The organism is Providencia heimbachae ATCC 35613 (assembly GCF_001655055.1).
Classification (GTDB): Bacteria; Pseudomonadota; Gammaproteobacteria; order Enterobacterales; family Enterobacteriaceae; genus Providencia; species Providencia heimbachae.
This window is the reverse complement of the sequence record NZ_LXEW01000052.1, coordinates 45,191-57,993: the sequence shown is the minus strand read 5'-3', so window position 1 is coordinate 57,993 and position 12,803 is coordinate 45,191. Positions and strand designations below refer to the sequence as shown.

Sequence of the window (12,803 nt, the reverse complement as noted above, 5' to 3'; positions counted from 1 at the left end):
CGGTTTTAATTAAATACATCAAGATTATTTAATACGATAGTCTCATTTTTCCCAAAGTACCTATTTATTGCTTTTATCTACTCCCTAAATAGAAAAAAATAATAATTTAGTATTAGTTTGGTTTTATTTATTTTAATCATAATAAGTTAAATATCTTGGCGTTAAGTTAAATATCATAAGCCATTGCATTTTTAGCCAATCATAATCTGTGTTATTTATGCTATATAATCTAGCTTAATATTTAATTTTTATTATTCAATTTATAGGTAATAGAATGTCTAAAACATTTTTAATTTACGGCGTAAGTAAAGGGTTAGGTAAAGCGTTAGTTGAAGGCATTCCGTCCAGCAATGACCTTATTTATGGCGTTTCACGCTCAGCACCTCCTTTCAAACAAGATAATTTTCATTGGATCCAAGCTGACCTTAATACACTTAATTGCGCTCAATCAATTAAGAATGTGATTGAAAATCAACCCATTAATACGCTTATCTATAATGTGGGAATTTGGGAGAAACTCGCCTTTATGGATGAATATTCTTTTGAGGAAACTGATGATGTCGAATTACTCAATATAATCCAAACTAACATCAGCGCTTGCCTATTAAACCTAAAAGCGATGTTATCAAACTTAAGGTTAGCAGATAATAGTAAGGTGATATTAATTGGTTCGACATGGGGATTAGATAATCACAATGGTAGAGAAGTTGCCTTTTCTGCAACAAAATACGCGCTTCGAGGCATTGTGCAATCACTTAGAGAAACATTACGCCAAGATAGAATCGGAATATCTGTACTTAATTTAGGTTACTTAGCGACTGAATACCCATTATCGTTACCCCTTGATGAAGTAATAGAAAAAAGTGAAGGCAATTTAATTCCATTGCAAGATGTTGTTAGTGCAGTTCAATTTATTCTTAGTACAAGCAATTCAACCTGTGTAAAAGAAATAACAATGCCAGCAATGATGGACATGAACGTTTAAAGCATGAAACACAAAGGGAGTATGACACTCCCTTTAATTAGATGTTATTTACTTTTATTTAATTTAGCTTCGCTGACCACATTGAGTTCAGTAATTAAATTATTGATGTATTCAACAACCACTTTACTTGCTAAGCCATAGTATTTTTCTTCAAACTCACTTTCCACTTGACTCGGTTCTAAGTTAAGCTCAACGGTATGTGCGCCATGTAATTTAGCCTCATGGACAAAACCTGCTGCGGGATAAACATGTCCAGACGTACCGATAGAAATAAAAATCGTTGCCTGTTCAATCGCTTGGTAAATACGATCCATATCTAATGGCATTTCACCAAACCAAACAATATGGGGGCGCAATGGTTGTGGGAATTGGCAGCAATGGCAGCGTTCATCCATATCCAAATCGCCTTTCCATTCCAATACCTGATTTGACCAATTGCAACGTACTTTGAGCAATTCACCGTGCATATGAACGATACGTTTGCTTCCCGCTCTTTCATGCAAATTATCAATGTTTTGCGTAATCAATAAAAACCGATCACCTAATAATTCTTCTAGCTGTGCTAACGCAAAGTGCGCTGCGTTAGGCTTAATATTTTCTTGTTGCAGTTGTCTGCGTCGCTCGTTATAAAAGCGTTGGACTAATTGAGGATCTCGAGCAAACCCCTCGGGTGTCGCCACATCTTCAACACAGTGCTCTTCCCATAATCCATCAGCTGAACGAAATGTTTGAATACCAGACTCAGCAGAAATACCTGCCCCTGTTAATACAACGATGTTCACTTTTTTCATATTCGTTAGTCTACTATCTATATAGAAAGCACGATTGCGAAGTCGCTGACGGCGTACACTCTTGTTCTTTTTGGTCTTTTTTAATCTATAACGATATCGCAACATCAAAAAACTTCCTTTCATCCATGCATTTAACGACAATTTTTAGTGAAATATGCTTTGCTCAAAATTATTCCAAACAATAAATCACACCATACATTATGTCATCACTTATAATCTTAGATGCTAACATACTATACGCGAAATAATTCAAGATGCATTTAGCTATTGCCCGAGTAAATCAATTTCAACTCGATACGAAAATTTACGTTAGATCTGTGGTTAATCTAATTTTATTTATAACAAACTAATATTAACAAAAAAAAACTTTATCCACATGCCCTCAAAACGTTAAAATGTGACATACAGTTTTACTTATTATCATCTTTCATTACATAAAAGGGTTTACATGGAAAAGTTCTTCGAAAAAACAATGTATGCTTCGCGCTGGGTACTTGCTCCAATCTATTTTGGGCTGTCCCTTACATTGCTTGCATTAACGATTAAATTCTTTCAAGAACTTTTTCATATTCTACCTAATATTTTAGCCATTCCAGAGGCTGACCTAATCCTCACGCTATTATCATTGATAGATATGGCACTGGTTGGCGGATTATTAGTCATGGTGATGTTTTCAGGCTATGAGAATTTTGTCTCTCAGCTTAGTATCCCTGAGAATAGTGATAAATTAGGTTGGATTGGTACGATGGATGCAACTTCCCTAAAAAATAAAGTCGCAGCCTCTATCGTCGCTATCTCATCGATTCATCTATTGAAAATTTTCATGAATCTACAAAATGTCGAGAATACCAAATTAATGTGGTATGTCGTGATCCACCTAACCTTTGTTCTTTCCGCCTTTGTCATGGGCTATCTCGATAAGATGACGAAAAAAGAAGCTTATTAACTGGCTAATTTAATTGACTTCCCCACTCTGAGTGGTTACATCACATTATCTATTGAGATAATAACCCATTACTAAGTGAACAAAAAAATGAGTAACCATTTTGTTGGCAAGTACGAAGCTGAGATTAAATTTAGACTAGCAGACCCACAAATTTTTTTACATCAGCTTATGCAAGACGGTGCTGAACCCTTTACTGAAAATAATATAGAAACTGATTATTTTTTTGATAGCCAAACAGCGACCCTTGCTGAGCAAAATATCAGCATGTGTGTTAGAGAAATGACACCTTCAGGTATTAAATTATGGATAGTTAAAGGGCCGAGTTCCTCAGAGTGTAAGGCCATTAATATAGATGACTGCAATCACGTCAAAAATATGTTGATAACTCTAGGTTACCAATGCAATTTAACAGCGTCGAAGACCCGTAGTATTTATTTTTTAAAAGATGTTCACATCACCCTCGACCATCTTGCTGATATTGGTTGGTTTGCTGAATTTGCCATAATGACGGACGATGAAACGTTGTTAGATACACTTAACCAAAAACTGCTGTCTGTGGCTAAGAATTATGGGTTTGATGACGAATTAATTGAAAAACGTAGCTATAAGCATATGTTTTTAGAAAAGAAAAATAAAGAGACCGTTAATTGAAAATACATTGAGCCGGACAATTAAATACTCCGTGTCCGGCTCTATTAACAATAAATTATTGCCCGCTTAAAATACGTGCAGGGTCTAATTTGCTTGCTCGTCGCGCTGGATACCAACTTGCAATTAAACTCAGTATCACGGTTGTCAGTAGTACATACACAACATCCATTAGGTGTAATTCTGACGGTAAAAAATCAATAAAATAGACATCGCCCGAAAGGATCGAGTGCCCAATAATACTTTCTAACCCTTTAATTAACGTGGTTAAATTAAGCGAAATCACCACACCCAGTACAACGCCAATAATAGAACCAATTAAGCCACTGAGTAAGCCATACCATAAGAAAATGGCGCGAATTTGTCGGTCTTTAGCGCCTAAAGTACGTAGCACTGCAATGTCACTGCTTTTATCTTTTACTGCCATCACTAAGGTTGAGACAATATTAAAACACGCCACGCCAATGACTAGGATCATGGCTAAGTACATAATACTGCGAACCATTTGGATATCATTGTACATATAACCATAATCGCCAATCCAGCTCTTAACGATCACATGGTGCATCGTTTTCAAACCCGCATCATAGACAATTTTATCGGCTTCAAATGGGTTCGTTGCTTTGATTTCAAAGCCCGTAATCCCATCCCCATAGCCTAAATACGCTTGTGCATCCGCAAGCGGAATGAGTGCGAGTTGGTGATCAAGTAAACCACTTAAACGAAAAATACCTGAAACTTGTACTCGAATACGCTTAGGCTGCTGGATTTTTAAGCTAGCATCTGTGTTAGGGATCATAATAGTCACCCAATCACCCACTTTAACATTCAGTGAGTTAGCAACACCTTGCCCAAGAATAATGGATTGCTTACCCGCTTCAAAATGTTGCCACGCATCATTAAGAATAAATTCTGGCAATGCACTGACTTGCGTTTGAGTTTCACGGGAAACCCCCATGACTTGAATCGCTTTTAGGTTAGCCCCCCGCTCTAATAACCCCGTAAAATTAATATAAGGGCTAACTCCTTGCACTCCCGGTGTTTTACGGATCGCTTCTTCAGCAAAACTCCAATCTTTATACGGCGGTTTAACGGCGTAGATTTGCCCATGAGAAACAACCGAAAGTACACGATTGTTTAGTTCTCGCTCAAAACCATTCATGGCACTTAATCCAATGATCAGCACCGCAACACCCAATACAATACCGAGCGTTGAAACAATAGAAACCAACGACACCATACCGGTTCGACGGCGTCCTCGGCTAAAACGCAATGCCGTTAGTAACGTAAGAGGCATTTTTGACATTACATCGCCCCCAAAGTAACTTCCTGCTGCAAATGCCCATCACGCATCTCTAATTGTCGCGATAAACGATGTGCAAGTTTCATATCATGCGTGACGACTAAAAATGCGGTGCGTTGCTTACGGTTAAGTTCGCCCAATAATTCAAAAATAGCATCCGCATTGCGTAAATCCAAGTTACCTGTCGGTTCGTCCGCCAGCACCAACGCAGGGTCATTAACTAAAGCACGCGCAATCGCGACACGCTGGCGCTCCCCTCCTGAAAGCTCAGAAGGCCTATGCCCAGCTCGGTGAGCAAGTCCAACCGCATCAAGCATTTCGGTTGCCTTAGCAAAGGCTTGTTCTTTTGACGTTCCACCAATTAGCAATGGCATTGCGACATTTTCTAGTGCACTAAAATCAGGTAACAAATGATGGAATTGATAGATAAACCCAAGGTCTTTATTACGAATAGCAGCTCTCGCATCTGAAGAAAGCTGATTAATATGCTGCCCACGAAAAATAACATTACCTTCTGATGGCGTGTCTAACCCACCCAATAGATGTAATAGAGTACTTTTTCCCGATCCTGAGCTGCCGACAATCGCCATCATTTCGCCTTCACTTATCGAAAAACTGACATTTTTCAACACTTCTGTCGATAATGCGCCTTCTTGATAGACCTTGCTTAAATTTTCGCAGACAAGAAGTGGTTGTTTATTCATAACGTAAAGCCTCAGCAGGTTGTACCGCAGCCGCTCGCCAAGAAGGATAAAGCGTAGCAAGCAATGAAATCAGCATTGCAGAAACTGCAATAATTAAAATTCCCGAATAATCGAGCACTATCGGTAGTGCAACACCTTTTGGAAGCAATCCAATTAACGGCATCAAGACATTTAATTGGCTAGAGAGCAATATCCCTAACAAGGTACCAATCACACTACCTATGATACCGGCGCCTGCCCCTTGGATCATAAATATCGCTAATATACGGCTGCGTTTTAATCCCAAGGTTTTCAGAATAGCGACTTCACCTTGCTTCTCCATAACGAGCAACGAAAGTGAAGTAATAATGTTGAATGCCGCCACAGCAATAATTAAGCTAAGCAGTAACCCCATCATGTTTTTTTCCATTCTAACTGCTTGGAAAAATTCACCTTTCCGCTCTCGCCAGTCAGTCCAAACCAACCCTTCAGGTAATGTTTGTTTACTCAAAACATCCACTTTAAGTGGCTCATCCAAATAAAGACGCCAACCTGTCACGCGGCCAGCGGGATAACGCAACATACGCGCAGCGTCCTGCTGTGCAACAACAAGTTCGCTCGTATCCGCTTCGCCATTTGTTTGAAAAATACCCGCGACCGTGAAAAGACGTTGGCTTGGAATGCGCCCCATTGGGGTTAATTGACTCACACCCGGTATAATTAAACGGACTTCATCTCCACGCTTAAGACCTAAGTTTTCAGCCAGTTTATTACCTAAAAAAACGTTATAGCTGCCGGCTTGCAAATCGTTACGGTCACCGCTAATCAAATTATCTAATAAAAGAGAACGTTCTTTCGTGTCAATACCCGCCATCATGCCAACACCTACATTGGCGCGACTTTGCAGTACTACATCTGATTGCACAATGGGTGAAATGTGATTAACACCCTGCAAGTGCTGTAAGCCCGAAATAGGATATGCGTTTGGATCAATATTTCCTGTTGGCGACGTCAATATAGCCTGCGGCATGTAGGCAAGTATGCTATCTTGTAGCGATCGCTCGAAACCGTTCATGACTGAGGTGACTGTGATTAACGCCGCAACCCCTAGTGTGATACCAATTGCCGATAAGCTAGATACAAAACGGCCAAATTTATCGGCAGCTCGTCCGCGCATATAGCGCAGGCCTATAAATAATGAGACAGATTGCTGCATGAAATCTTTGATGCCCCTGTTGCCAAAGCGAAGTGTTCAGCGATAATAAAGGGTACGATTGATGAATGGAACCACCCAGCCTCGGTTTTGTGGTTTTTTTTATTATTGACTGCCTGTTTGCGTTACTTTCAGACAAATTACGGGGTAAAGCAGGTTGCTTTACTCATAATTATTTAACTCATTGCTGTGAGAAGCCGAATATTTTTATGTCGTCAAAAACTCGTTATGAACTCCCTAGTCGTAGTGGTGATGTCCGCCATTTAGGATGCCTGATCGGGGCTGCTGGTGCGCTTGAATGTGGAGAGATGATAGAACGTCATCAGGGGCCTGTTGTCATTATTACTCGCGATATGCAAAATGCGCTGAGATTAAGAGATGAAATTCAACAGTTTACTCATTATCCTATCGAGACACTCTCCGATTGGGAAACCCTACCTTACGATAATTTCTCGCCTCATCAAGAGATTATATCTCAGCGTTTATCGACGCTTTATCGTTTACCAAACTTGCAAAAAGGCGCATTAATCTTACCGGTTAATACCCTAATGCAAAAAGTGTGTCCTTCTGACTTTCTAACGGGCCATGCCTTAGTGATGGCAAAAGGAGATAAACTATCCCGTGATAATCTCAGAGATGAACTCGATAAAGCAGGTTATCGCCATGTGGAACAAGTATTAGAACATGGGGAATATGCAACTCGTGGCGCATTGCTTGACTTGTTTCCGATGGGCAGTTCATTACCCTTTCGTATCGATTTTTTTGATGATGAAATTGACAGTTTACGCACCTTTGATGTGGATTCTCAGCGGACATTAGAAGAAGTTAGTCGCATTAATTTGCTACCGGCTCATGAGTTCCCAACCGATAAAGAGGCAATTGAACGTTTTCGTAGCCAGTGGCGCGAACGCTTCGAGGTTCGTCGTGATCCTGAACATATTTATCAACAGGTGAGCAAAAATACATTACCAACCGGGATTGAATATTGGCAACCGCTATTTTTCCCTGAACCGCTACCGTCTTTGTTTGACTATTTACCGAACAATACCTTGCTCGTCTCACAAAGTCTGCAAGAAGCTGCTGAGCGTTTTCAAACTGATACACAACAACGTTTTGAAAGTCGTGGCGTCGACCCGATGCGTCCTTTGCTGCCTCCGAGTGAATTGTGGCTGACAGTTGAACAACTTAATCAATCATTAAAAAAATGGCCTCGCGTTCAACTCTCCACGGAGCAACTCGCCGATAAAGCAGCAAATACTAATTTAGATTATTTACCACTGCCGGATATTGGCACTCAAGGCCAAAGTAAAACACCGCTCGAAAAATTGCGTCAATTTACCGAACACTTTGATGGCACGATTGTTTTTTCAGTGGAGAGTGAAGGCCGCCGTGAAACCGTGAATGAGCTATTAGCTCGGTTAAAAATTCGACCTGAAATAATTGATAGTTATGCTAGCCCAACCCATAATCGCTTCGCCATCACCATTGGTACAGCTGAACACGGTTTTATTCAGTCTTCCTTAAACAAGGCGTTGATTTGCGAAAGTGATTTATTAGGCGAGCGTGTTGTGCGCCGGCGTGCAGATAACCGCCGCACCATTAACACCGATACTCTGATTCGAAATCTTGCCGAACTACGGCCTGGACAACCGGTTGTCCATATTGAACACGGTGTCGGTCGCTACCAAGGGTTAACCACTCTGGAAGCCGGTGGGATCAAAGCAGAGTATCTGATACTCACCTATGCGGGTTCCGACAAGCTATATGTTCCCGTTTCATCATTACATCTCATTAGCCGCTATGCTGGCGGGGCGGACGATAATGCGCCATTGCATAAACTCGGCAGTGATAGCTGGGGTCGTGCTCGCCAAAAAGCAGCCGAAAAAGTCCGTGATGTCGCTGCAGAATTACTCGACGTATACGCCCAACGTGCGGCAAAAGCAGGCTTTGCTTTCAAGCACGATAAACAACAATATCAAGAATTTTGCCAAGGTTTTCCTTATGAAACCACGCCTGATCAAGAAATGGCAATCAATGCTGTTTTAAGTGATATGTGCCAACCATTAGCGATGGACAGGCTTGTTTGTGGTGATGTTGGGTTTGGAAAAACAGAAGTTGCTATGCGTGCCGCCTTCCTTGCCGTTAATAATAACAAACAAGTTGCTGTTTTAGTTCCTACAACCCTACTTGCTCAGCAGCACTTTGATAATTTTAAAGATCGATTTGCTAACTGGCCGGTTCGTATTGAAATGCTCTCGCGTTTTAAAACAGCAAAAGAGCAACAACACATTATTGCTGAAACCACTGAAGGTAAAGTTGACATCCTCATTGGTACCCATAAATTACTGCAAAGCGATATCGTGTGGAAAGATTTAGGTTTACTCGTGGTTGATGAAGAACATCGATTTGGTGTTCGCCATAAAGAACGTATTAAAGCGATGCGCGCCGATGTCGATATCCTTACCCTAACGGCAACCCCTATTCCACGAACATTAAATATGGCAATGAGTGGAATGCGTGACTTATCGATTATTGCCACACCACCAGCACGTCGTTTGGCGGTTAAAACCTTTGTACGTCAATATGATGAATTAGTCGTACGCGAAGCAATACTCCGAGAAACTTTACGTGGCGGCCAAGTTTACTACCTGTATAACGATGTAGAGAACATTGAAAAAGCAAAAGCACGCTTGGAAGAATTGGTTCCTGAAGCACGCTTTGTTGTTGGTCATGGTCAAATGCGGGAACGTGAATTGGAACGAGTTATGAATGACTTTCACCACCAACGTTTCAATGTGCTTATCTGCACAACCATTATCGAAACTGGGATAGATATTCCAACCGCAAATACCATTATTATCGAACGAGCTGATCATTTCGGCCTTGCTCAATTGCACCAATTACGTGGTCGTGTGGGACGCTCTCATCATCAGGCTTATGCTTACTTGCTAACGCCTCATCCAAAAGCGATGACAACCGATGCCCATAAACGGCTCGAGGCAATATCATCCTTAGAAGATTTGGGTGCTGGATTTGCACTCGCAACTCATGACCTTGAAATTCGTGGCGCAGGTGAGTTACTCGGTGAAGACCAAAGTGGCCAAATGACGACAATTGGCTTTACCTTATATATGGAATTATTGGAAAGCGCCGTCGATGCATTAAAAGAAGGACGCGAGCCTTCCCTTGAAGATCTCACCAGTCAGCAGACTGAAGTTGAATTACGTATGCCAGTCTTGCTACCCGATGATTATATTCATGATGTTAATATCCGGCTTTCTTTCTATAAGCGCATTGCTAGCGCCAAAGAAAAATCAGAACTTGATGATCTACGGACTGAATTAATCGATCGCTTTGGTAAGTTACCTGACGCCGCTAAGTTCTTACTTGCATCTGCGGCAATACGTTTACAAGCACAAGCACTTGGCGTGAAACGTATCGAAGCGCATGAAAAAGGTGGATTCATCGAGTTCGGTGAGAAAAATAAAGTCAATCCGAGCTTCTTGATCCGTTTATTACAGGAACAATCCAAGACTTATCGCCTCGATGGCCCTGTACGATTGAAGTTTTTCCATGATTTGGCAGATAGAGTTGTGCGACTTGATTTTATTAAGCAACTTCTCACTGATTTCGAAGAAAATTTATTGCCATAACAATTTATTACCATAACAACAAAAAAGGCTATCAATACAACATTGCTATACGCAATATATTGATAGCCTTAATATTTCAGTGCTTCAACCGTTTATTCTTTACTCAAAAAAACCATAAGTATTTTTGCTTGGCTGTAATTCCAATACTTGAGATGCATCTTTATTTAGGGCTAACTCACTCTGCTTGATACAGTAAAACGGAACGACATCTTTAACATCACTACGCAAAGTTTCACAGACGGTTGCATTAGAAAGCGTTAAATTTAATCGACCATCGTCATTGAGAGGAATAAACATACCTGGATCGTATCCTGCCCTCACCTTACCAATGCTATTACCTATACGGTAAACCACATCATAACCAACAATAACCTGCTCCATTCTTTGTGTCTTCACACAAGTTCTCTCTTCATCATTAGAAAATGGAAAAAACAATTTGCCTTGTAGCGCCTCTATCATAAAAACCATTTTGCATTCACTTTGCGCTGGATGAAAACGAGAAAGTGACTCTTGGCTAAATGAGCCCAGTACACCGGTTACTGAACAATTTTCATATTCAACAAGCCGATTTGATTTAATCGGCTCTGTCGATAATACCGTTGCGAATTTAGCATCTGGAGAACGAACGAAAAAAATAAGCGAAAATACGATAAGGCAAACCACTAATGCTGCTAATAGCAACTTAAACTTTAGCTTCATTGTGCGCCCCAGTAAAAATAGAATAACCCTATTGTAGCCTTTCATCAGGATAATTCGATGATTACATACAGTAAGTGTGTTTTTTTGGAATAATCTTAAAATCGAGCGATTTATTCATTAAATTTGTTATTTAATTCATCAATATATCTAATATCACAAAACAAATAACGCCCATTTAATTAACAATTAAAGTCAAAAAAAACTAACAACCATTTATCCACATGATTTTAATGTATAAATTAAAATTTTTAACGCCATGTTAATTTAACTAATAACAAAATAAATCATTCTAGTATTCAGAAAAAAAATCGCCTTATCATCCAATTATTTGGTTGAAAATTTATTTAAATATCATATCTAGTTTACTTTTAACTTATTTAGCATCGATAGTTTTTAGTTATATCCAGAGTAATTCAAATTGCAGTAGTCTCATCGACAACTTAAAGGAGTACAAGCAGGTAAATCATTAATAAAGATAAAAAGCACCTTATTATTTTAAATAATTAAGGTGCTTTTTATCAAGAAGGCCTAACGCGAGATAGGTTAATTAATGTAATTTTAATTTAGGACGGATAATACGATTGATACTCCCGACTAGCATCATTAATCCCGTTTTTACATAACCATGTAATGCAATTTGGTGCATACGATAGAGTGAGATATAAACAAATCGTGCAATGCGACCTTCTACCATCATATCACCACGCATCAAGTTACCCATCAGACTACCAACCGTACTAAAGCGAGACAGTGACACTAATGAACCATGGTCTTTATAGATATAATCTTTCAATGGCTTATCTTTCATCATGGCAATAATATTATCATAACAACGACTTGCCATTTGATGAGCCGACTGCGCTCTTGGTGGAACAAACCCGCCTTCAGGTTTAGCACATGAAGCACAATCACCAATCGCAAAAATGGTGTCATCTAATGTTGTTTGCAGCGTTGGTTTAACGATGAGCTGATTGATACGGTTTGTTTCTAACCCTGCGATATCTTTCATAAAGTCAGGAGCTTTAATACCTGCCGCCCAAACCATCAAATCTGCACGTATTTTGCCATCATCTTTGGTATTAAGGCCATCTTCATCCGCACTAGTCACCATTGTTTTGGTTAGTACGTTGACTCCCAATTTATTCAGTTCTTGATGGGCCGCCCCCGAAATACGTGAAGGTAACGCAGGTAAGATCCGCTCACCAGCCTCAACCAATGTCACATTAAGAGCATCCGTATCTAATCCTTTAAAGCCATAACTCGTTAATTGTTCAACGGCATTATACAACTCAGCAGATAACTCAACCCCTGTAGCACCCGCGCCAACGATCGCGATATTTACTTTTTCTTCCGCGTTATCACGTACTGAATAACGTAAAAAGAGATTCAGCATTTCATCATGAAAACGATGTGCTTGATGAGGACTATCTAAGAAAATACAATTTTCTTTCACCCCAGGAGTACCAAAATCATTAGAGGTACTGCCAAGTGCTATGACTAAAATATCGTAATCCAATTCACGCAAAGGCACTAACAGTTCACCATTTTTATCGCGTAATTCACCTAAGATGACTTTCTTAGTGTCGCGATCAATACCTGTTAGAGAACCTAATTGGAAATTAAATGCGTTATGACGAGCGTGAGCCAAATAGCTGATGGCATCAACACCATCATCTAAAGAACCGGTCGCGACTTCATGTAATAACGGTTTCCATAAATGACTTGGATTACGGTCAACCAGCGTAATTTCAGCGCGTTTTTTACGGCCAAGTTTACGGCCTAAGCGAGTGGCAAGTTCTAATCCACCAGCACCACCACCGATGACGACAATTTTAGGTTGAGAAAAGGTCATATGCCCCTCGATATAAAATATATTAATGTT

10 protein-coding genes are annotated in these 12,803 nt (G+C 40.0%); 4 read left to right on the top strand and 6 right to left on the bottom strand.

Translation table 11 applies throughout. The features are described 5' to 3' along the window. The first annotated feature begins 274 nt into the window (after positions 1-274). A complete protein-coding gene (locus M998_RS18715; protein ID WP_068910248.1) occupies positions 275-985 on the top strand; it encodes an SDR family NAD(P)-dependent oxidoreductase in 711 nt (236 codons plus the stop codon). A 44-nt stretch (positions 986-1,029) separates the two neighbouring features. Here M998_RS18715 and cobB read toward each other — a convergent pair whose 3' ends face one another. Next, on the bottom strand, positions 1,030-1,878 hold the full coding sequence (gene cobB / locus M998_RS18710; RefSeq protein ID WP_068446519.1) for a Sir2 family NAD+-dependent deacetylase: 849 nt from the start codon (positions 1,876-1,878) through the stop codon (positions 1,030-1,032). A gap of 346 nt (positions 1,879-2,224) precedes the next feature. Between cobB and M998_RS18705 the strand changes: the two genes are divergently transcribed. After that, on the top strand, positions 2,225-2,722 hold the full coding sequence (locus tag M998_RS18705; RefSeq protein ID WP_068910247.1) for a TIGR00645 family protein: 498 nt from the start codon (positions 2,225-2,227) through the stop codon (positions 2,720-2,722). An 87-nt stretch (positions 2,723-2,809) separates the two neighbouring features. Further along, positions 2,810-3,373, top strand: coding sequence for a class IV adenylate cyclase (locus M998_RS18700; RefSeq protein ID WP_068910245.1), 564 nt, complete (start codon positions 2,810-2,812; stop codon positions 3,371-3,373). Positions 3,374-3,428: 55 nt separating this feature from the next. On the opposite strand, the gene lolE is transcribed toward M998_RS18700, so the two are convergent. From lolE to lolC, 3 genes are read right to left on the bottom strand one after another with little or no spacing between them, the layout of a single operon-like run. After that, the gene (gene lolE, locus M998_RS18695) at positions 3,429-4,676 is read right to left on the bottom strand and encodes a lipoprotein-releasing ABC transporter permease subunit LolE (RefSeq protein WP_068910243.1); all 1,248 of its coding nucleotides are present in this window, start codon (positions 4,674-4,676) and stop codon (positions 3,429-3,431) included. Next, positions 4,676-5,377: a lipoprotein-releasing ABC transporter ATP-binding protein LolD gene (gene lolD / locus M998_RS18690; protein WP_068444615.1), complete on the bottom strand. Its 702-nt coding sequence runs from the start codon at positions 5,375-5,377 to the stop codon at positions 4,676-4,678. Before lolD ends, lolE begins: the two co-directional genes overlap by 1 nt. Continuing rightward, a complete protein-coding gene (gene lolC / locus M998_RS18685; RefSeq protein ID WP_068910242.1) occupies positions 5,370-6,572 on the bottom strand; it encodes a lipoprotein-releasing ABC transporter permease subunit LolC in 1,203 nt (400 codons plus the stop codon). The genes lolD and lolC overlap by 8 nt, the downstream gene beginning before the upstream one ends. 206 nt (positions 6,573-6,778) lie before the next feature. On the opposite strand from lolC, the gene mfd reads away from it, so the two are divergent. Next, on the top strand, positions 6,779-10,222 hold the full coding sequence (gene mfd / locus M998_RS18680) for a transcription-repair coupling factor (RefSeq protein ID WP_068910252.1): 3,444 nt from the start codon (positions 6,779-6,781) through the stop codon (positions 10,220-10,222). A 99-nt stretch (positions 10,223-10,321) separates the two neighbouring features. Here mfd and umoD read toward each other — a convergent pair whose 3' ends face one another. Next, positions 10,322-10,921, bottom strand: coding sequence for a UmoD family flagellar biogenesis regulator (gene umoD / locus M998_RS18675; protein ID WP_068444619.1), 600 nt, complete (start codon positions 10,919-10,921; stop codon positions 10,322-10,324). A gap of 547 nt (positions 10,922-11,468) precedes the next feature. Beyond that, the gene (locus M998_RS18670; RefSeq protein WP_068444621.1) at positions 11,469-12,773 is read right to left on the bottom strand and encodes an NAD(P)/FAD-dependent oxidoreductase; all 1,305 of its coding nucleotides are present in this window, start codon (positions 12,771-12,773) and stop codon (positions 11,469-11,471) included. Positions 12,774-12,803: the final 30 nt, after the last annotated feature.